This is a genomic window from Peribacillus sp. TE19612 (assembly GCF_056279465.1).
This window is the reverse complement of sequence record NZ_JBWCCL010000005.1, coordinates 193,261-214,015: the sequence shown is the minus strand read 5'-3', so window position 1 is coordinate 214,015 and position 20,755 is coordinate 193,261. Positions and strand designations below refer to the sequence as shown.

Below are 20,755 nucleotides of genomic sequence, written 5' to 3'. Positions count from 1 at the left end.
TTGACGAAAAAAGGCTGTTCCTTGGGGAACAGCCTTTTTTCTATGGAATCGGAGATATAATCCGAGAATCGCAGATATATCATCCGAAAATCACAGATATAATTCGAGAACCGCAGATATAATTCGAGAATAGCAGATATAATTCGAGAATCGCATAATCCGAAAATCGCAGATATATTTAAAGATTGCTAAACATTTCTCTACTTTTGTTGGACTTTTTCAAGATCAACCCGTCCTGAAAAGAAAACGGCGCCATTACCCATATCCGCGAGGCGATCTGGGGTAAGGGAATTGATATGTTGCTTTGTTTCGGGCGTATTCTGCCACAAGCCTTGGCTGACAAGAACGCCTGGTAACACATTTTCACCGGGAGCAGCGGTAAGCAAACATTCACCGCGACCGTTCCAGATTCTAACCATATCTCCGGCGGCTATTCCCATTGTTTTGGCATCGGCGGCATTCATGTGCAGTTTCGGTTCCTTTTCCATGGAGATATGTTTGGCATTATTTGAAAAGGTTGAATTCAAGAAATTGTGATTAGGTGCCGGAATGAATAAAAATGGCAGGTCGCTGTCTTTTATGATTGGCGTATATGTGGGCAATGGCTCGTATCCATCCCGCTTCATCCGTTCGGAATAAAGTTCGATTTTACCGCTTGGTGTCGGGAGTTTGCCTGGGAACATCGGCTGCATTTTGGCTTTGACAAATTGATTCCTTGAAAGAGAGTCATAGGTGATGCCTTCCAAATGCGGGTTGTTGGGAAAATCCAGAGCCTGCCGTATCATATCTTCCTCTGAATCTCTAAATGCTTGTTCCCCAAATCCCATCCCAGCAGCCAACAGTTTGAACAATTCAACATTCGATTTCGATTCGCCATATTTTTCGACTACAGGTTTTTGTATTTGGACGTAATTATGCCAATATGAATTATAAAAATCCTCCGTTTCATAAGATGACGTGGCAGGAAGGACGAGGTCGGCAAACATGGCCGTTTCGGTTAAGAATAGATCATGGACCACTGTGAATAGATCTTCCCGCATTAGACCTTCCTGCACCTTATTTGCATTCGGAGCGACAAGTGCTGGGTTGGAGCCGTATACAAACATGGAGCGAATCGGGTTTTCTTTTTCCATAAGAGCTTGGCCGATTTGGTTCATATTAATGGTCCGGGTAGCTTTATTTCGCAATAAATCAGGACGTCTTAAGGCATTTATATTAAAGGCCAGATATCCTGAATTACCTTTGATGGCTCCGCCGCCTTCCTCCATCCATTGGCCGGTAAGGGCAGGCAGGCAGGCAATGGTACGTACCGCCATGCCTCCATTGTCATGGTGCTGCAGGCCATTGCCTATCCGAACGAATGATGGGCTTGTAGTGCCATACATCCTGGCAAGTTCATATAAGTCATCAATGGGAACGCCAGTTATCGCGGAGACGGTCGCAGGGTCATATTGGCGGACATGTTCGCGCAATTCAGCAGCACCCACTGTGTATTCATCGAGAAAGGGCTGGTCGACTAGATTCTCGGCATAAAGAATATGCATTAATCCGAGGGCAAGTGCACTATCGGTGCCGGGCAGAATCGGAATGAACCAATCTGCCCACTTGCCGGTTTGGTTTTTATGAACGTCAATGACAACTACTTTGGCCCCGTTTTTTCGGGCTTGCTGGGCAAGCGTCACTTGGTGCATATTTGTGCTCACAGCGTTGATGCCCCACATGATGAATAGCTTGGTATGAATCGTTTCTTCTGGATCGATGCCGAATGAACCACCCATTGTATAGCTGTATCCGACTGAGCCTGCCGCATTACAGATGGAACGCTCGAGCATGCTTGCGCCGAGTTTGTGGAAAAAGCGGCGATCCATCCCTTCGGCGCTGAGGTTGCCCATGTTTCCGTAAAAGCTGTAAGGAAGTATGCTTTCCGGTCCATACATTTCGATCAAGTCTTTCCATTTGGAAGTGATTGTGTCAATGGCCTCTTCCCAGCTGATTGGAACGAAATTCCCTTTTCCTTTCGGACCAATGCGCTTTAATGGCTGTTTTAAGCGATTGGGGTCATATAGGCGGGCAGTCATGTTGCGGACTTTGTTGCAAATATTCCCTTTTGTGACTGGATGATCAGGGTCTCCTTGAACTTTAATGATTTTCCCATCTTTTTTGTGCAGCAGTAAACCGCATTGATCAGGACAGTCAAGAGAACAAACAGAAGGAAAGACTCCATCTGGCTGATTGATATAGGATTGCATGGCGTATTCCTCCTAAATGATTTATTCTAATAAAATGAATTTTCTTACTTATATTGAAAGTGAAATCGTTGAAAGGTGCAAGAACTTCTTAACATATGTTTTTTTTTCTGATAAGCTTACAAGATGAAAATTAACCTATAAATAGGAGGATTCATTTTTGGAATATGGAATTATAATATCAATTGCAATATACATGGTAGGTATGCTTTTAATTGGTTATTTGGCCTATCGGAAAACGGCTAACTTAACCGATTACATGCTTGGCGGCCGGAACTTGGGCCCGGCTGTAACGGCATTGAGTGCAGGGGCTTCCGATATGAGTGGCTGGCTGTTGATGGGTCTTCCTGGTGCGATGTACATAAGCGGGTTGAGTGCTGGCTGGATTGTCATCGGCCTGTGTGCAGGCTCTTATTTAAACTGGTTATTCGTGGCACCAAGACTTCGGACATATACGGAAATTGCCGGCAATTCGATTACGATTCCCGACTTTTTGGGAAATCGGTTTAAAGATGGCTCCCGGGTCTTAAAAGTGGTATCAGCATCGGTCATTTTAATTTTCTTCACCTTTTATACCTCTTCAGGCATGGTGGCAGGCGGTGAGCTTTTCCGTACGGCTTTCAATTTAGATTACCGGTGGGGTATCTGGCTGACGGCGAGCGTTGTTATTCTTTATACATTATTTGGCGGATTCCTGGCTGTCAGCTGGACGGACTTCGTACAAGGTACAATCATGTTCATTGCCTTAATTCTAGTACCAGTTGTCACGATTGTAAATATTGGGGGCTGGGATCCTACCTTCAATGAAATAAAATCGATTAACCCGAATTTATTGCATGTTTTTGAAGGAACATCAACCATTGGCATCATATCTCTTCTGGCATGGGGGCTTGGTTATTTCGGGCAGCCTCATATAATCGTTCGCTTCATGGCGGTCTCATCTGTTAAAGAATTGAAAAGTGCACGGCGAATCGGTATGGGGTGGATGATTTTTGCTATAGTCGGAGCGATGTTCACCGGATTGGTGGGAATAGCATATTTTAACCTGACAAATAGTCCTTTAGGGGATAGGAATGCTGAGTCCGTCTTCATCATATTAGCTAAAGAACTGTTTCCATCTTTAATTACAGGCTTCTTGTTGGCTGCGATTTTAGCGGCGGTCATGAGTACGATTGCATCACAGCTGTTGGTATCGGCAAGTGCTCTGACAGATGATTTCTATAAGCAGTTCATTCGGCCGAACGCATCTGATAAGGAATTAGTGCTGGTAGGTCGGTTTGGTGTGTTGGCGATATCTGTCATTGCCCTATTATTGGCTTTTAATCCAAGCGGTACGATCCTTAAATTGGTTGGTTATGCATGGGCTGGTTTTGGGGCGGCATTCGGTCCTGTCATTTTGTTAAGCCTGTACTGGAAACGGATGACGAAATGGGGAGCCTTGGCGGGAATGATTGTCGGTACGGCAACCGTGATCGTCTGGGATATGATCGATAAGTTTGCTGAAATATACGAAATCATTCCTGGTTTCATCGCTGGTTCAATAGCGGTTGTCGTTTTCAGCTTATTAACGGCCAAGCCTACAAAAGATATAGAAGAAGAATTCAATCAAGCCATTAAAAACCTTTCTTGATTTATTTAACGTCCAGTTAAACTGCTGCTGGATTTTTTAACGATATAAAACAATGAATGCAATATATATGGTACAATATCGATAGAGTCCTTATGTTGAAAACATGAGGGCTTTTTTTGAGTGATTTGGGAATAATAAACCAAAAAACAATGCAAAGGAAAAAATATGAACCAATCTCATAAAATTGCATGTAAAGTGGCTTTTATATATATATTCTTTGGGGTCTTATGGATTATCGTTACGGATTACATCTCTATGACACAGGCGAGGGAAGATGTTCAAATATATGCAATGTTTCAACATTCCAAAGGGTGGATGTTCATATTCATAACCGGGCTTTTCCTATACTTCATAATCAGGTATTGGACGGGGAAGATGTTGAGGTCCCAACAGGAATTCATTCTTAAGGATGAACAGTATCGGTCGCTGTTCAAGCATAACCCGGATTGTGTCCTTGAGCTGAATCTCGAAGGAAATGTCGTTTCGATAAACCCGGAAGCCGAAAAACTGTTAGGTCATAATAGTGACAATTCGAAAGGCAAGAATGCTAATCATCTCATCAACTGGAATGAAAGTGATAAAGTAGCTGAGTTCTTTATACAATCCCTTCAAGGGGAGGCTGTAAAATTCGAAACGACCATTCAGAATAGCGGTGATGAACAACGGATTATCCGTGTAACCTTTTTACCGATCATCGTCCACTCGGAAATGCTTGGAGTATATGCAATCGTTAGGGATATTACCGAATTGCGGCGCGAAGAGGAATTGATGATCATGTCTGAAAAGCTATCTGTTATCGGACATCTGGCTGCGGCCGTCGCACATGAGATAAGGAATCCGCTGACATCTTTAAAAGGATTCGTACAGTTAATGGATATGACCCAGGAAGTGAACCCGCTGCATTCTGATATCATGTTGAAGGAAATTGACCGAATCAATATTATCTCAAGTGAACTTTTGGTTCTCGGGAAGAAACAGGATGTCGCATACTGCAGGATCGATCTTGCCGACAGTTTACAACAGGTATTCACGTTGATGAAAGCAGAAACGAATTTGAATAATATCGAAATGGGGCTAAGGATTAAAACCGCCGAACCGATTTATATTATGGCTGATTCAATTGAACTTAAACAGTTGGTAATCAATATCGTCAAGAACAGCATTGAAGCGATTGAAGATAATGGGGAAATTGATATATCTCTGCAAATAATCGATGGACATGCTGTAGTCAGCGTGAGTGATAATGGCATGGGAATGGGGCCCGAGCGCCTTGAACGGATTGGTGAGCCTTTTTACTCGACGAAGGAAAAAGGTTCAGGGATCGGGCTTGCAATTTGCCGGAAAATCGTTCATCGCCTTCAGGGGGAAATGGATTTTGAAAGTGAGATAAACAAAGGGACGACGGTTACAATTCGTATTCCGTTGGCTACTGGACAAGAATAAATGGTACTATGAAAGATAGGAAAAGTTTTATATTAAAGGAGAACGATATGAGCGAATTACCTGCATTAATAAACGATAGAAAACCATATATACAAGAAGCCTGGAAAAAATCCGGATTCGGACAACTTACCCCGATTCAAACGAAAGCGATCCCCGTGATTGTCGAGGGAAAGGATATCATGGCCGAATCACCGACAGGTACAGGAAAAACATTGGCATATTTATTGCCATTGCTGGAAAAGATTGATTCTGAAAAAAAATCGCCCCAGGCTTTGATTCTGGCATCATCACGAGAACTGGTCATGCAGATCAATGAAGAAATTCGCATTTGGTCAGAGGGAAGCGGCATTACGGGTGCAGCATTCATCGGCGGTGCTAATGTGAAAAGGCAGTTGGACAAACTGAAGAAGCGTCCACAAGTGATTGCTGGAACACCGGGACGGATTTACGAATTGATTGCCCAAAAGAAACTGAAGATGCATGAAGTTAAGACGATAGTACTTGATGAAGGTGACCAATTGATCATTCCAGAGCATATGGGAACGATCAATAATATTATCAAAACAACACTAAAAGATCGGCAAATCATGGTATTTTCAGCAACCCTGCCAGAGGAAACGGAAAAAGCGGCCCGGGGATTCATGAATGAACCCGAAATGATCAAGGTCGATAAAAATGAAAAAATGGAATCCAAGGTGGACCATCTTTACTTTGTTGTTGAGAGACGGGAAAAGTCCAAGATTCTCGAGAAAATCACAAGACTTAAAGATGTGAAGGCACTTGCCTTCCTGAATGATATTGCGGAGCTTAGCGTCTTACACGAAAAACTGAGTTATAAAGGTATTGAAATGGGCGTGCTTCACGGTGAATCCAATAAAGTCGACAGGGAGAAAGCACTGCGCAAGCTTCGTTCCGGAAAATCCCCGATGCTGATAGCAACGGATGTAGCGGCAAGGGGGCTTGATATTAAAGGTCTTACTGCGGTCGTTCATATTGATATGGCTGACAACATCGAACAATATATCCATAGATCCGGTAGAACTGGGCGTGCAGGTGCAGATGGTACGGTCATTTCAATCGTAACGGAAAGAGAAGAGCGAGAGTTGAAAAAAATGGCTCGTGAACTGGAGATTCCATTAACGAGAGTAACTTTCTATGGTGGAAACATCGTAGTCGATGAATGATTCGCAAAAAAGGGACGGCCATGCGGCTGTCCCTTTTTTGCGAATGCCCAGGTAAATCCAACTGGACTTTTTCATCTATTGCCCTGGAGTAATCATATTATATTTACTATAAATTCAGGAGTTCATTTATGGGTGATGATCATGAATGAAAACGCTTCCTTTATATGGATTTTTGACATATGATAGCAATAGACATAGGTTAGGAGGAGACGGTATGACAGGAAAGTATAAAAAGTTTGAAACGGCAGTCATCCATGAAGGATATGACTCGAAGAAGCATTTGGGAAGCTTGGCAACACCTTTATTCCAAACCTCAACATTCACTTTCGAAAATGCCGAGCAAGGGGAGAGGCGTTTTGCCGGTATCGAAGATGGATATATTTATTCTCGCCTTGGAAATCCAACGGTACAAGTGCTTGAAGAAAAGATTGCCGCACTGGAAGGCGGGGAAGCTGGCCTTGCTTTCGGTTCAGGCATGGCTGCCGTTTCAGCAGTACTTTTTGCGTTAACTAAAACAGATGATCACATCCTCTGCTCACAGGGGGTATATGGTTGTACATTTGGCCTTCTGCAGCTAATGAAAAATAAATACCGGATCACGCATGATTTTTGTGAAATGGATACTGAAGAACAGGTTAGGAAAATGATCCGGCCGGAAACGACCTGCATCTATGTAGAAACCCCGATCAATCCGACGATGAAAATGATTGACTTACAGATGGTGGTAAGGGTTGCGAAGGAATATAATGTAACGGTCGTAGTCGATAATACGTTTTCGACGCCCTACCTACAGAGACCGCTTGAATATGGCTGTGATATTGTCCTTCATAGCGCTACGAAATATCTTTGCGGGCATGGGGATGTCGTTGCGGGACTTGTCGTCGGTAAAAAGGAATTCATGAATCATATAGCTGGGACTACACAGAAAGATATCGGTGGAATCATTTCACCATTCGACGCCTGGCTACTATTGCGGGGGTTAAAGACCTTGCCCGTCAGGATGGACCGTCATTCGGCCAATGCAATGGAAATCTTTCATGAACTTAAGAAACATCCAAAGGTGAAAAAGGTATATTATCCAGGTGATGATGCTTCACCGGATCATTATATCATGCAAAAACAGATGAAACATGGCGGCGGCCTTATCTCTTTCGAATTGCATGGCACAAAACAGGATGCACAGGATTTCCTCAATAAATTGAATCTAATTAAAATTGCCGTAAGTCTTGGGGATGCCGAAACATTGATCCAGCATCCCGCTACCATGACGCACTCTGCCGTTCCTGAAGCTTCAAGGGAACAAATGGGCATCAGTGACCAGCTGGTCCGTCTCTCAGTTGGTCTAGAAGCTTGGCAGGATGTCTGGCAAGATCTTCAACAAGCATTTTAGGATACCATAACCCTCATTTAGTTCCTTCTATTTTTAATGAAGATGGTGATGGATACGATAAAAGTGATGGTAGCCAGGATATAAGAAATGTCTGTGATTACCGGATAGGCGTCGCTATTTCGTATCCCGATGCCTATGAACGCCCAAACGAATACGAGAGGATAGCACCAATCCCGGTTTTTACCTGCAAAGAAAAAGGCCAGGGTTGTTGCTGCAATCAGCAGGACGATCGTCCAGGTTGATTCGGAAACCCCAAAACCGTCCCATTTGATATAGGTTAGGTAATAAGAAATGTCAGCTATGGTTGCGACACTTACCCAGCCTGTATAAACGGAGAACGGAAATAGGTCAAAAGTAGTGTGTTCCACTTTTTTTATGTTTGTATAAATGACCATTAAAGTAACCAACAAAGCAAAGATGATGAATACGGATAACAAAAAGTGTTCATAGTGCCAAGCTAAAAGCCAAGCGCCATTCAGGACACAGCTTAAAGCGAACCAAGGGAAGGATGCTTTATAAGCAGGGCTGTTTTGATGTTTACTTAAAAACTGCCTGAATACCCAGATGGCGAGCAGGAAATAGATCAAGCCCCATATGGAAAATACATATCCGGCAGGAGTGAAAAGGACATTAAGTTTATCGGAAATCTCTCCTGATGTCTGGCCGTTCAATGGCAGGAAATTGGCTAAAAAATTCATCGTGACGACGAACAGATAGAAACCCTATTCCACATATTTATCCTGCCTAACCTTTTTGGAGCACATCGGGGTTAATGGGGGACCATTTTTACATAAAGATAGGAAGTTCCTGTAACAATTGAACCATTTAAGGTTAGAAATTTTACATCTTCACTTTATGGTGATAAAATATTCAAAGATTCATATTATTTTAGTCCTTCGGGGTCGGGTGAAAATCCCAACCGGCGGTGATGAAGAAATTCTAAGCCCGCGAGCCTGTTAAAAGGCAGGATTTGGTGAGATTCCAAAGCCGACAGTACAGTCTGGATGGGAGAAGGACGTGTGGAACCCAAGTGTATACGTACGCCTAATTTTTCGAAAATGAAAATATTAGGCTTTTTAGGTATACAATTTTTTTCACTCATTTCTCCTGCTAACTCCTTAGGCCATCCTAAGGGGTTTTTTATATTTTATAAAAGGGGGAAAAACATGTTTACGGGAATCATTGAGGATATCGGTACCGTACATTCCTTGAAAAAAGGAAAAAGCAGTATGGAGTTATCGATTCGTTCTGAAAAAATCCTTGAAGATGTGCATCTGGGGGATAGTATTTCAGTCAACGGGGTCTGCTTAACGGTAACGTCCTTCACGAAAAGTTTATTTACGGTCGACGTGATGCCGGAAACGGTCAAAGCTTCCTCGATCCGGACGTTAAAATTGGGATCACCTGTTAATCTCGAACGAGCCATGAGTGCACAGGGAAGGTTTGGCGGTCATTTTGTTTCAGGTCATATCGACGGAACCGGAACGATCATAAAAAAAGAACGGAAAGAAAATGCCGTATATTATGTAATCCAATTGGAAGAAGGGCTTAGTGCCTTTTGCATTCCAAAAGGTTCCGTGGCCATTGATGGAACCAGCTTGACGATATTTGGGATCGAAAGGAACCTTTTGACGGTATCATTGATTCCATTGACTCATCAGGACACCATATTGGGACAAAAAGCGGCTGGCGATATCGTTAACATCGAAAACGACATGATTGGGAAATATATAATACATCAAATGAAAAATGGCAATCCAAAACCAGGACTGAATTTAGAGTTTTTGGCAGAGCATGGATTCTAATAAAAAGGGCGGTGTAATGATGTTCCATACAATAGAAGAAGCAATAGAAGATTTGAAGGCTGGCAAGGTAGTAATCGTGTCCGATGATGAAGACCGTGAAAATGAAGGGGATTTTGTAGTGTTGGCCGAAAAGGCGACACCGGAAGCGATTAATTTCATGGCGACTCATGGACGTGGTTTGATTTGTACGACCATCACTGAACAACTGGCAGCAAAATTGAAACTGCATCCTATGGTCGGAGAAAATACCGATCATCATGGCACTGCTTTTACGGTAAGTATCGATCATAAAAGCACCTCAACAGGAATCAGTGCTTTTGAACGGTCCTTGACCATCCTTGAGCTTCTTAATGAAGATTCGGTCGCTGAAGATTTCCAAAGGCCTGGTCACACTTTTCCGATAGTCGCTAAAGAAGGCGGCGTATTAAGAAGGGCAGGACATACGGAGGCATCGGTGGACTTGGCGAAGTTATGCGGTGCCGCTCCAGCCGGTGTCATTTGTGAGATCATGAATGAAGATGGATCGATGGCCCGCGTATCCGATTTAGAAGTCATCGCTGATAAATTCAACCTGAAGTTCATTACGATAGCCGATTTGATTCGGTATCTTCAACATAATGATCCAATCGGGAAACAGGAACTTGAACTGAACATCCCGAAAGCTTGAAGGATTTTTAAGGAATGAAATCTTAACATGAAAAAAATTATTGTTTTTAAAAATTAGGAGGAATTGGACATGGGGAAAACTATTGAAGCACAATTAATCGGATCAGGATTGAAAGTAGGAATCGTGGTAGGAAGATTTAATGAGTTTATCACAAGCAAGCTTTTAGGAGGGGCGTTGGATGGTCTTAAGCGTCATGGCGTTGATGAGAATGATGTTGACATCGCGTGGGTCCCGGGTGCTTTTGAACTTCCGTTAATTGCTAAGAAACTTGTGAATACAGGTAAATATGATGCGGTAATCGGTCTTGGAACGGTAATCAGGGGTGCTACTTCACATTATGATTATGTCTGCAATGAAGCAGCTAAAGGCATGGCTTCCGTTTCTTTGGAAACAGGTGTACCGGTTATCTTCGGTTTGCTGACAACTGAGAATATTGAACAAGCCATTGAACGTGCTGGAACAAAATCAGGCAACAAAGGCTATGAAGCTGCGGTTAGTGCCATTGAAATGGCCAACCTTGGAAAATTGATAGAACAGTGATTTCGCATAAGGAAGCCGCAGGAAATAACATTCCTGCGGCTTTTTTTGATGTGCCGGATCTTGGGTCTGATTGAGTCAAATTTCTTCAACCATTTGGCAATTCTTCTTAAGTTCGCAAAGTTCCTAGCCATTGATCGATTAGTTATTGCGGCTCTTCGACACCCACCGAAACCCCTTCAATGGAATACCTCGATTTCAAAGTAATGTGTTTTTTCATTATTTATCTTTATAAATTATGGGAAGTAAGGAATCATTAGGTAATTATTCGAAAAAAAACCGAACAAAAGCGTCACGTAATGGAAGCATGATAAAATATGCAGATATGATTATGCTACAATTGTAAAGATTGCAATTGAAATTCATGTCTTTAGGGAAAAGTAAATTTATTAGTTATTAGGAGGGGTTTGTGTGTACCATCTCTTTACACATAATGATTTAGATGGAGTCGGGTGCGGCATTGTAGCTAAGCTGGCATTCGGAGAAGATGTAGTGGTTAGTTATAATTCAATTGGTCGCCTTAATCAGAATGTAGGCGCATTTCTTGAGCAGGCCAAGATTGAAGATACATTGATCGTTACTGATCTATCGGTTGATGAAGATAATGAAAAAATGATTACTCAGTTTGTGGAAGATGGAGGCAAGGCTCTGCTGATCGATCATCATAAGTCAGCACTGCATTTGAACGAACATGATTGGGCATCTGTAACTGTCGAACAGGAAGATGGTAAACAGACGGCAGCCACATCATTATTCTATCAGTATGCAGTTGAAAATAAATTGCTGGAACCTTCAAGCATTGTCGCTGAATTCGTTGAATTGGTCCGTCAATATGATACTTGGGAATGGGAAGTCAATAAAAATACAACGGCAAAGCGATTGAATGACCTGTTTTTCATGATTCCGATAGAGGAATTCGAAATGAAAATCGCAAATAAGCTGTCCACGGCTGAAAGTTTCACTTTTGACGAAGTGGAGCAAACGCTTCTGAATGTTGAAGAGAGTCGAGTGGATAGGTACATAAACAGGAAAAAAAGAGAAGTTTATCAAGCTACGGTCGGTCCCCATACAGCTGGTGTGGTCCATGCAGAGTCATACCATTCGGAATTGGGAAATGAACTGTCGAAAGAGTTCTCACATCTGGATTATATAGCCATCCTGATGGTAGGAAGCAAAAGAATCAGCTTCCGGACAATCCACGATGATATAGATGTATCTGAGGTTGCTGGCAAGTACGATGGTGGCGGCCACCAAAAAGCCGCCGGTTGTACGATGTCCGAAAAGGCATATAGCCAATACGTCGAAAAGACCTTCTATGCCGAGCCCCTTAAACGAGACGCACATAAGAATCAATTGAATGTAAAAGGATCCCCAGAGGGTTGCCTATATTCAACAAGAGACAAACAGGACATATTCATCTATGAAGATGAAGAAGAGGAATGGATTGTTGAAATCAATGGCAAACAACAGAAAAAAACATTCGATACATTTGCGGAAGCGGAAAAATACATGAAGCGGAAATTCGCTGCATGGCTGGCCCATGATGAAAGATATGAAGAGTTTGTCAATAAGGGTTAATTAGAAAAGCGGCTGTCCGAATGGGACAGCCGCTTTTCAATCTTGATTTTATCTTTTAAGCGGGACAGGATGAACGATCGTGCGTGACTGTTTTTTTGGAATGGAGTTTTGGCGATGAAGAATTGCATTGATTTCTCCGCCGATCACAAAAATCAGACCACTTAAATACAGCCATAGCATCAAGATGATGACGCCTCCTAAACTGCCGTAAGTGGAAGAGTAGTTGGCAAAATTACTGACATAGAATGAAAATCCAAGTGATATTCCCAGCCAAAGTACAGTTGCGGTCACTGCGCCAGGGATGACATGTTTAATGGGAAAACTTTTATTCGGTGCAAAGCGATATAAAAAGGCCAGGACAAGTGAGATGACCACAACCGCGATGACCCACCGTAATAAGCTGAATAAGATTTGCGTTTCTTCTGGGATCGGAATGACCTGCTGTAATAATTCGATGATGACCTTTCCGAAGACGGGGAGACCTAACATGACGATGAATGCTACAACCAGGCCTAATGTCAATATAATGGAAATGAAGCGGGCTTTAATGAAATTCCTTGTTTCTTCCACATCATAGGCAATATTCATGGAATGGATGAACGCATTCATTCCGTTGGAAGCGGACCATATCGTTCCAAGGAAACCAAAGGTCAGTAAGCCGCCGTTCCGTTCAGATAATATGTTGATGATATTTTTCTCGATGACTTCCATCGTTTCTGCAGGCATGAAGGTTTTTATCGTGTCGAGGGCTGTCTGAATATCGATGTTCAGATAAGGTAATATGGACAGCAGTAATATGAGCAAAGGGAATAGTGCCAGTAAATAGTAATAAGCTTGTTCTGCTGCCAGCCCGGTCACACGATCTTCCTTTATTTCTTTAATAAGTTTCTTTGAAAATTGGATCGACTTATTCATCTGGGCATCACTCCTGAATAGTTACTTAGGTTATCTGCTTCTATTCCCTCTGTTCATGTAAGTTAATCCTCAAAAGAAAAGAAATTGAAACCTCTAATCCGGGCACTTGTAGAAGTTTGTGACAATGACATAACCCGCAAAACATATTTGGAGAGAAGCAAGTTTAAAATCCTCAGTAAAGAAATATCCCTCAATCTCGAAAGTTTCTAGAATAACTGTGATAGGTGCTGTTGATACTTCAAGGACGGCACCAATACTACTACTAAGTATGATTTTATGCCCGCTTTCTAACAAATATTATCATGTCAGTGAGTTATAAAAGGTAAACAGAAAAAAGGCCAGTAAGCAATTTCTGGCCTTTTTCTTCTATTGGACTTCTTTTTCCTGTTTCTTTTGAACCTTCGGAGGGGTCCATTTGAATACTTTATTTAGGATATTATAGATGTGTTTGGATTCTTTTGTAAGGATCGGCCCAAGAATCGCTAAGGTTAAAACATAAAGTGCCGCAAACGGGGTTAGTATAGGCATTAAACCTCCTGCAATGCCTAAGTTGGCTAAAATGATGGAGAATTCGCCGCGTGAAACGATCGTTAAACCGATGTTTGCGGAAGCTCTGTGAGATAAACCGGATTTGCGTCCGGCAATCATACCAGCTGCAAAGTTACCGATTATGGTGATGATGACGGCACCAAGAACCATCCAGACAGCTCCGCCAAGGGTCGTCGGATCGATACTCAAGCCAAAGCTGAAGAAAAATATGGCCCCGAAGAAGTCTCTGAAGGGAATGACAAGTTTCTCAATCCTGTCGCTATGCTCCGTTTCAGAAAAGACCAGGCCGAGCAGTAATGCACCAATGGCTTCGGCAACATGAATCGTTTCCGAGAAACCGGCGATGAAGAATAGTAATGCGAACACGACGATGATAAAAATCTCATCGGAGGTTATATTGAATAATTTGTTAAGGATCCCAGATGCTTTCCGGGCAATAACGAAAAATATCAGCATATACCCAATCGCGATAAATGTAGAAAGTAATGTTCCCCAAACGGAACCAGAAGAGCTTAATACCAATCCGGATACGACTGATAAATAAACAGCGAGGAAGATATCTTCAAACATGATGATGCCAAGGATTAGCTCGGTTTCATTGTTACCGGTCCTTTTAAGGTCCACAAGTACCTTTGCCACGATGGCACTTGAAGAAAAACTGATGATCCCGGTTAATATCAGGACCTCTTTTAATGGAAGACCTAGCAGGAAACCATACAGCAAGGCCATTCCCACGTTGATTAAAATGTAATAGGTTCCGCCTGTCACGATATTTTTCCCTGACTTCATAAGCTTTTTTACGGAAAATTCAAGCCCAAGGTAAAACAGAAGGAATAAAATACCGACACGACCGAGGAATGCTATGATTTCATCACTTTCAATGAAACGCAGGTCAATTAATCCGAAGGTAGGGGCATGGGGTCCAACGAGCATCCCGATGATAATTAATAGCGGAACATTCGATATTTTGAATTTACCTGCAACGAGAGCGGCTAATGCCACTAGAAGTAGGGCAGTTCCCACTTCAAAGACTAAATGATCCATATGAGCTTAGTCACTCCTTTCGTCGGTCAATAATTCTCTTATCAGGTTACGGATATCTTTTCTTTCACCGGATATTACAAGGGTGTCGCCTGTTTCGATGATGGAGTCTGGACCAGGATTATTCAGTTGTTTTTTGCCTTTTTTAGAATGGGCGATGACGGTCACGTTATAATTGCTCCTGATATCAATCGAACCGATCGTTTGATTGATGGCCTTTGAACCGGGTTCGACTTTGAACCATTCGATCACCAAGTCACCCAATGACATTTCAATTGTTTCAAGTGCTTGTGGTTTATAGACCATGCCGCCTATGATGGAAGCCAGTTGCCGTGATTCCTGATCATTAAGGGTGATGCTCGATATGACGTCCTCATGTTCATTATCAAAATGATATAATTCCCGACGGCCATCATCGTGAATGACGATTACTAACTTTTCATCATTTCTCGTTATGATTTCGAATTTTTGACCAATACCAGGAAGTTCACTTTCTCTAATTTTCACTGGAATTCCTCCTTAAAATGTTGGTTAGAGTTAATAGAAGGTAGCAGAATGTTTATAAGTTAACGTCAATATTCGTCTTGAATTTCTTCTCCTTGGATATACCGATGTATTTTAATGTCTCCGATGGACTGGAATGATGGTAATGCTTCTGTATCAAGGCCAGTGACACTCCTTGTTTATAGGCATGGTAGCCAAAAGTCTTACGCATCGAACTTGCTCCGAATTTGCCTGTCAGCCCTGCACCTTCCACAGCATCATGGATGATTCGGTGCGCCTGTTGACGTGTAATCGGCTTTTTTGTTTTAGGGGAAAGAAATAAAAACTGACCTTCGATAACCTTCGAGCCTTTAAGGTATTCTTGTAAGGCGGTACGGACTTTCAGGTTCAAATAAATTTGGTTGACTTCGTCACTTTCAGTCCGTTGCTCATAGAACTCCTTGATTTTGCCCGTTTCATCCAGAACGCTGGCGACGGTGATTTCGAGCATTTCATTTATCTTCATACCTGTATTGATGCCGAGTACAAACAATAAATAATCCCGACTGGAGTGAGCGCGTAAGTATGTTTTTATTTTGCTGATTTGATTGATGTCCTTAAAGGCTTCTACATATTCCATAGATCTTCTCCTCTTACCAATGTAACATAATTACATTATAACACAAGTTATGTAACATTGCATGCGATTAGTTCTGCAGGTGATGCCTACCCAATCAATAATGCTTGTATTCGAACGTAAAAAATCCTTTTCCCTATTCTCTGCTCAAACGAGGTAAAATATTTCCGGGAAGTTATTTAATGTGGAGATTGCTGTTTGCATCATGGGGGGGGGGGATCGGTCTGGAATGATAAAAAAAGAAACCCCAAGTTGGGGTTTCCTAATCTTTTTAGTACACGGCTTTTTGTAATTTGTGAATGACCTCTAGTGAAAGCCCGGTTCCGATGGCAACTGATTCAAGCGGGTTATCCGCAAGTTGGACAGGGACGACGATTTCATTCGTCAGCCATTCCTGTACCCCGTTGAGAAGTGCACCCCCGCCGGATAGGATGACTCCTTGATCGACGATATCCCCGCTCAATTCAGGAGGACAATCTTCCAAAGTGGCCCTTATCGCTTCCAGTATATGAAGAAGCGATTCCTGGATGGCTTCCTGGACGTCAGTGGATGAAATTGTAATCGGTTTTGGTAGCCCGGTTACAAGATCGCGGCCCCTGACCTCCATGGTGATCACGGAATGTTCAACGAGTGCGTAGCCGATTTCTTTTTTTATTTCCTCGGCTGTTCTTTCCCCAATCAGCACATTATGTTTTTTCCTGACATATTGGCTGATATCTTCATCCAATTGATCTCCGCCAATTCTGATTGAATTGCAGGAAACGACGCCGCCATAAGAAATGATTGCGACTTCAGTCGTTCCGCCGCCGATATCAACGATGACATTGGCAACGGGCTCTTCGACAGGCAGGCCCGCACCTATTGCTGCTGCTACTGGTTCCTCGATAAGGTGGACCTGTTTCGCTCCGCAGCTTTTGACTGCATCCTGAATGGCCCTTCTCTCAACTGAAGTGGAACCTGATGGTGTACAGACCACTACACTAGGTTTGCGAATCGATAAACCTAGGGCCTTGCTTGCTTTTTTCATGATTTCCTTAAGCATTTGCGCGGTCACATTAAAATCCGCAATGACACCATCCTTAAGCGGACGGATTGCCACGATATTTCCAGGTGTTTTCCCGATCATGTTTTTTGCATCAACACCGACTGCCAATACTTTATTAGTCTCTATATCAATGGCCACCACAGATGGCTCATTAAATACGATTCCTTTATTTTTACTGTAAACTAGCGTATTTGCAGTTCCTAAGTCAATGCCTATTTCTGTATTTGATAACATCTAGTCACCCCTCCATAAGAGTTTGACCCCCTATATATATTATTCTACCTTTTATTGCGAGTTTGTGGGGGTGGGAAATCTAGTAAATGGTGGAAGTGCCATGCTGTTTCTTTTCATGGAGCGAAAACATGATTAAATATAAAAAAGTGCACTGGAGAAGGCAATTGCTTTTAGTATATTTCAATGATGCGCTCCTTGCTACAGTCGAAAACAAGCGTGGATGACAGCTTTGAACCAACTTATTTTATGTTAAGATATAGATGAAAAACCGCTTAGATAAAGAAGGTAATTTTGTGAGTGTAAATTTAATCGAGAGTAAGAGTTTTAGAATCATTTTTACAGCTTTTCTAGCCTTCCTGGGTGGTTACGCGTTTGATAGCCTTGGCATATACCTTCCATGGATGCTAGGACCATTATTCGTCGTGATGATTGCGAAAGTGAAGTTAAGGAAGTACTTATATTGGTCTAAAACCTTTAGAAGTACTGGATTGGTCATTCTAGGTTTACAATTGGGCAGTTCATTCACGAAACAATCGTTAAATGAGATGATTGAATATCTGCCTGTAATGCTTTTTACGACAATCGTAATCATTTCATTTACAGTGTTGACTGGCTGGTTTATCGGAAAACGAATGAACTTATCCTTGGGCACATCCATGCTTGGCAGTTTCCCGGGAGGTCTTTCCCAGATGGTGGTCTTAAGTGAGGAAATGAAGGATAGTGATGAAACGGTTGTAGGCTTTATGCAAACACTGCGGGTCATCCTGGTGATTTCCGTTGTTCCTTGGATTGTGACTCATGTGATGTCGGTTGAACCAGGTGCGGTAATGGCCGTCACGGAGCGGCCGTTTTTCTTATTTGAATATGATGGGAAATTAGCCATCATGATGTTGTTAACCTTGCTAGTGTTCATTTTCATCACAAAGAGAGCCAATTTTCCGCTGCCTTTTTTGCTAGGACCTCTCATGGCAGCAGCACTATTCAATTTAGCAGGCCCAGGTGCCCCGCAGATTCCTGACTTTTGGTTGAACCTGTCGCAATTGTTGATCGGCGCACATTTAGGCTACACACTGAAGGTAGATAATCCCCGACTTTTCAGGAAGATGTTCGGAGCCGTGTTCGTCAGTAATGTCCTATTGATTGGATTTTGCTATTATCTATCCATTCAGTTTGCCCCAGCCCTATCTTTACAGGCGAATGAACTTTTTTTGAGCATGGCGCCAGGCGGCGTCGCCGAAATGGCAGTCACAGCCATGTCTGTGCATGTGGATTTATCCGTTGTCACAAGCTTTCATTTATTCAGGATCTTATTCATTTTATTTTTTCTGTCCCCCATCATAAAATGGCTGGCCGGAAGAAACCACGGGAAACAAGAACAGGGACAAAGCTGACAGGCTTTGTCCTTTTCTTTCGGAAAAACTGAAGAGTGAGAAGGCGATATTCGGAATTTACGAGTAAACGCGCGAAACCCACGAGTAAAAGTGCCAAATTCACGAGTAAAAGCGTAAAACTCACAAGTAAAAGCACGAAACCCACGAGTAAAAGTGTGAAACTCACGAATAAAAGCGTGAAAACCACGAATAAATGCGCATATTCCAGATGTTATGAGAAAATCATGTACGGAACATGCTTGAGGTTCCATTCTTGAAGGAATATTTGTGCTGTTGATAAGCTCATGCAGGCAATAAGGTGGGTAGATTTTGTGATGATTTAATGAAAATTGAAATCGAATAGTAAAATAATCCTCACTTTTTTTAAACTTCATCCGATATAAGGAGGAGACGAGACTTTAAATGAATGGGTGAGTATTATGGATATAACATCAGTTTTGGGCGTAGTTCTTGGTATTGTGGCCATCTTAGTCGGAATGGTGTTGAAAGGTGTTAGTGTAACGGCGCTGATTAATCCGGCGGCTATTTTGATCATCATTGTAGGGACGATAGCTGCTGTCGTAACGGCTTTCCCTTTGTCGGAATTAAAAAGACTGCCAAAAGTATTCAAGATTTTATTCTTTGAACAAAAATTGACAAAGCCGGAAGATTTAATAAAAACCTTTTCGGAATGGGCGGTCATTGCCAGGAAGGAAGGCTTATTGGCCTTGGAAAGCATTTCGGATCAGGTGGATAATGCCTTTTTGAAAAATGGCTTGAACCTTGCAGTCGAAGGTCAGAGTGCCGATTATATTCGTGATATTTTAGCAGAGGAAATAGACGCGATGGAAGAACGTCATCTAAGTGCGGCGGCTATTTTCAGTCAAGCCGGTACATACGCTCCGACGCTTGGCGTATTGGGTGCGGTAATCGGGCTGATTGCTGCATTGGGTAATATGGCTGACACGGAGGCATTGGGACATGCCATATCTGCAGCGTTCGTCGCGACCTTGATGGGGATTTACACGGGGTATGTGTTGTGGCATCCTTTTGCCAATAAGCTCAAACGGAAATCGCAGCAGGAAGTCAGAATCAAAGAAATGATGATTGAAGGGATTTTATCGATCATCGAAGGGGAAGCGCCGAGAACGATTGAACAGAAATTAACATCATATTTGCCTGCTGGAAATCGTAAAAAGTGGTTGGAAGGCGATGTGAGAGAAGATGGCTAGGCGCAAAAAGAAACAAAGGCATGAAGAGCATATCGATGAATCATGGCTGGTTCCCTATGCCGATATCTTAACATTGCTTCTTGCGCTTTTTATCGTCTTGTTCGCTTCAAGTTCGGTTGATGCAGTAAGGTTCCAGCAGTTGTCCAATGTATTTAACCAGGTTTTTACAAGCGGAACGGGTTTTATGGATTTTCCAAGTGATGCCCCCAGCAATGAGCCGACGTCACCGGAACAAAGAACAGGTGCAGAAGATCTTGAGAAGCTAGGGAAAAACGAGCAGGAAGAACTTACGGAAGTTCAGGAGCGTGTAAATGCCTATATCGAAAAGAATGATTTAACGGATAAATTGGGAACGAACCTTACTGATGAAGGCATGTTGATTTCAATTAGGGAATATGTGCTGTTCGAATCGGGTGTGGCCGAGGTGAGAAGTGAAAACCGTAAAATCGCTAAAGAAATCTCGGAGTTACTGGTCATGGACTTACCCAGAAACATCATCGTAAGCGGACATACCGATAATATTCCTATTAAAAATTCCAAGTATGAATCCAACTGGGACCTGAGTGTGATGCGATCCGTGAATTTTATGAAACTTCTCCTTGAAAATAAGGATTTGGATCCCGAAATGTTTAGTGCTAAAGGACATGGGGAATTCAAGCCGGTAGCTTCCAATGAAACGAAAAAAGGAAGGGCGAAAAACCGGAGAGTTGAAATCCTAATTGTTCCACGGACAGCGATAAATGAGTGAAAACCTGTCAGGTATGGACGG

Annotated in this window: 17 protein-coding genes, 1 pseudogene and 1 riboswitch; of the genes and pseudogenes, 11 read left to right on the top strand and 7 right to left on the bottom strand. The window is 42.5% G+C overall.

The features are described 5' to 3' along the window. Positions 1-200 precede the first annotated feature (200 nt). A complete protein-coding gene (locus ACZ9AO_RS11170; RefSeq protein WP_476109073.1) occupies positions 201-2,249 on the bottom strand; it encodes a molybdopterin oxidoreductase family protein in 2,049 nt (682 codons plus the stop codon). Positions 2,250-2,406: 157 nt separating this feature from the next. Here ACZ9AO_RS11170 and putP point away from each other — a divergent pair, with 157 nt between their 5' ends. The 4 genes from putP (at position 2,407) to megL (ending at position 7,893) form a co-directional block, all read left to right on the top strand. Continuing rightward, positions 2,407-3,876: a sodium/proline symporter PutP gene (gene putP, locus ACZ9AO_RS11165; protein WP_063595249.1), complete on the top strand. Its 1,470-nt coding sequence runs from the start codon at positions 2,407-2,409 to the stop codon at positions 3,874-3,876. Between the two features lie 165 nt (positions 3,877-4,041). Beyond that, the gene (locus ACZ9AO_RS11160; protein WP_289348709.1) at positions 4,042-5,319 is read left to right on the top strand and encodes an ATP-binding protein; all 1,278 of its coding nucleotides are present in this window, start codon (positions 4,042-4,044) and stop codon (positions 5,317-5,319) included. 47 nt (positions 5,320-5,366) lie between these two features. Next, complete coding sequence (locus ACZ9AO_RS11155; protein WP_476109072.1) at positions 5,367-6,503, top strand: DEAD/DEAH box helicase; 1,137 nt, start codon at positions 5,367-5,369, stop codon at positions 6,501-6,503. Between the two features lie 214 nt (positions 6,504-6,717). Next, positions 6,718-7,893, top strand: a complete 1,176-nt coding sequence (gene megL, locus ACZ9AO_RS11150; RefSeq protein ID WP_476109071.1) for a methionine gamma-lyase — start codon at positions 6,718-6,720, stop codon at positions 7,891-7,893. 17 nt (positions 7,894-7,910) lie between these two features. Here megL and ACZ9AO_RS11145 read toward each other — a convergent pair whose 3' ends face one another. Then, positions 7,911-8,591 (bottom strand): TspO/MBR family protein, encoded by a 681-nt coding sequence (locus ACZ9AO_RS11145; protein ID WP_476109070.1) that lies wholly within the window; start codon positions 8,589-8,591, stop codon positions 7,911-7,913. A gap of 190 nt (positions 8,592-8,781) precedes the next feature. Then, a riboswitch (FMN riboswitch) is annotated at positions 8,782-8,913 on the top strand. Positions 8,914-9,059: 146 nt separating this feature from the next. Here ACZ9AO_RS11145 and ribE point away from each other — a divergent pair. The 4 genes and pseudogenes from ribE (at position 9,060) to ACZ9AO_RS11125 (ending at position 12,480) form a co-directional block, all read left to right on the top strand. Next, entirely contained in the window at positions 9,060-9,698 is a 639-nt protein-coding gene (ribE, locus tag ACZ9AO_RS11140) for a riboflavin synthase (RefSeq protein WP_034305702.1), read from the top strand. A 19-nt stretch (positions 9,699-9,717) separates the two neighbouring features. Continuing rightward, positions 9,718-10,356: pseudogene (gene ribB, locus ACZ9AO_RS11135) on the top strand (3,4-dihydroxy-2-butanone-4-phosphate synthase); the annotation flags it as partial. 78 nt (positions 10,357-10,434) lie between these two features. Beyond that, on the top strand, positions 10,435-10,905 hold the full coding sequence (gene ribH / locus ACZ9AO_RS11130; protein WP_048685088.1) for a 6,7-dimethyl-8-ribityllumazine synthase: 471 nt from the start codon (positions 10,435-10,437) through the stop codon (positions 10,903-10,905). A 408-nt stretch (positions 10,906-11,313) separates the two neighbouring features. Next, on the top strand, positions 11,314-12,480 hold the full coding sequence (locus ACZ9AO_RS11125) for a DHH family phosphoesterase (protein ID WP_476109069.1): 1,167 nt from the start codon (positions 11,314-11,316) through the stop codon (positions 12,478-12,480). A 48-nt stretch (positions 12,481-12,528) separates the two neighbouring features. Here the strand turns inward: ACZ9AO_RS11125 and ACZ9AO_RS11120 are convergent, their stop codons facing one another. From ACZ9AO_RS11120 to mreBH, 5 genes are all read right to left on the bottom strand, one after another. After that, positions 12,529-13,395 carry a YihY/virulence factor BrkB family protein gene (locus tag ACZ9AO_RS11120; RefSeq protein WP_048685095.1) on the bottom strand — a complete coding sequence of 289 codons (867 nt, stop codon included), beginning with the start codon at positions 13,393-13,395 and terminating at the stop codon, positions 12,529-12,531. Between the two features lie 366 nt (positions 13,396-13,761). Next, positions 13,762-14,988 carry a cation:proton antiporter gene (locus tag ACZ9AO_RS11115; RefSeq protein ID WP_476109068.1) on the bottom strand — a complete coding sequence of 409 codons (1,227 nt, stop codon included), beginning with the start codon at positions 14,986-14,988 and terminating at the stop codon, positions 13,762-13,764. 6 nt (positions 14,989-14,994) lie between these two features. Next, entirely contained in the window at positions 14,995-15,492 is a 498-nt protein-coding gene (locus ACZ9AO_RS11110; protein ID WP_034305691.1) for a cation:proton antiporter regulatory subunit, read from the bottom strand. 52 nt (positions 15,493-15,544) lie between these two features. Beyond that, entirely contained in the window at positions 15,545-16,108 is a 564-nt protein-coding gene (locus ACZ9AO_RS11105) for a tyrosine-type recombinase/integrase (RefSeq protein ID WP_048685101.1), read from the bottom strand. 268 nt (positions 16,109-16,376) lie between these two features. Beyond that, positions 16,377-17,384, bottom strand: coding sequence for a rod-share determining protein MreBH (gene mreBH, locus ACZ9AO_RS11100; RefSeq protein WP_034305687.1), 1,008 nt, complete (start codon positions 17,382-17,384; stop codon positions 16,377-16,379). Between the two features lie 293 nt (positions 17,385-17,677). Between mreBH and ACZ9AO_RS11095 the strand changes: the two genes are divergently transcribed. From ACZ9AO_RS11095 to motB, 3 genes are all read left to right on the top strand, one after another. Then, positions 17,678-18,775 (top strand): AbrB family transcriptional regulator, encoded by a 1,098-nt coding sequence (locus ACZ9AO_RS11095; protein ID WP_251541522.1) that lies wholly within the window; start codon positions 17,678-17,680, stop codon positions 18,773-18,775. A 419-nt stretch (positions 18,776-19,194) separates the two neighbouring features. Then, positions 19,195-19,986 (top strand): flagellar motor stator protein MotA, encoded by a 792-nt coding sequence (gene motA / locus ACZ9AO_RS11090; RefSeq protein WP_251541520.1) that lies wholly within the window; start codon positions 19,195-19,197, stop codon positions 19,984-19,986. Next, positions 19,979-20,734, top strand: a complete 756-nt coding sequence (gene motB / locus ACZ9AO_RS11085) for a flagellar motor protein MotB (RefSeq protein ID WP_251541517.1) — start codon at positions 19,979-19,981, stop codon at positions 20,732-20,734. The genes motA and motB overlap by 8 nt, the downstream gene beginning before the upstream one ends. The last annotated feature ends 21 nt before the right edge of the window (positions 20,735-20,755 follow it).

Coding starts and splice junctions, on each gene's coding strand:
- ACZ9AO_RS11170 (WP_476109073.1), bottom strand. CDS start 2,249: ATGCAATCCTATATCAATCAGCCAGATGGAGTCTTTCCTTCTGTTTGT.
- ACZ9AO_RS11160 (WP_289348709.1), top strand. CDS start 4,042: ATGAACCAATCTCATAAAATTGCATGTAAAGTGGCTTTTATATATATA.
- ACZ9AO_RS11155 (WP_476109072.1), top strand. CDS start 5,367: ATGAGCGAATTACCTGCATTAATAAACGATAGAAAACCATATATACAA.
- megL (WP_476109071.1), top strand. CDS start 6,718: ATGACAGGAAAGTATAAAAAGTTTGAAACGGCAGTCATCCATGAAGGA.
- ACZ9AO_RS11145 (WP_476109070.1), bottom strand. CDS start 8,591: ATGAATTTTTTAGCCAATTTCCTGCCATTGAACGGCCAGACATCAGGA.
- ribE (WP_034305702.1), top strand. CDS start 9,060: ATGTTTACGGGAATCATTGAGGATATCGGTACCGTACATTCCTTGAAA.
- ribH (WP_048685088.1), top strand. CDS start 10,435: ATGGGGAAAACTATTGAAGCACAATTAATCGGATCAGGATTGAAAGTA.
- ACZ9AO_RS11120 (WP_048685095.1), bottom strand. CDS start 13,395: ATGAATAAGTCGATCCAATTTTCAAAGAAACTTATTAAAGAAATAAAG.
- ACZ9AO_RS11115 (WP_476109068.1), bottom strand. CDS start 14,988: ATGGATCATTTAGTCTTTGAAGTGGGAACTGCCCTACTTCTAGTGGCA.
- ACZ9AO_RS11105 (WP_048685101.1), bottom strand. CDS start 16,108: ATGGAATATGTAGAAGCCTTTAAGGACATCAATCAAATCAGCAAAATA.
- mreBH (WP_034305687.1), bottom strand. CDS start 17,384: ATGTTATCAAATACAGAAATAGGCATTGACTTAGGAACTGCAAATACG.
- motA (WP_251541520.1), top strand. CDS start 19,195: ATGGATATAACATCAGTTTTGGGCGTAGTTCTTGGTATTGTGGCCATC.
- motB (WP_251541517.1), top strand. CDS start 19,979: ATGGCTAGGCGCAAAAAGAAACAAAGGCATGAAGAGCATATCGATGAA.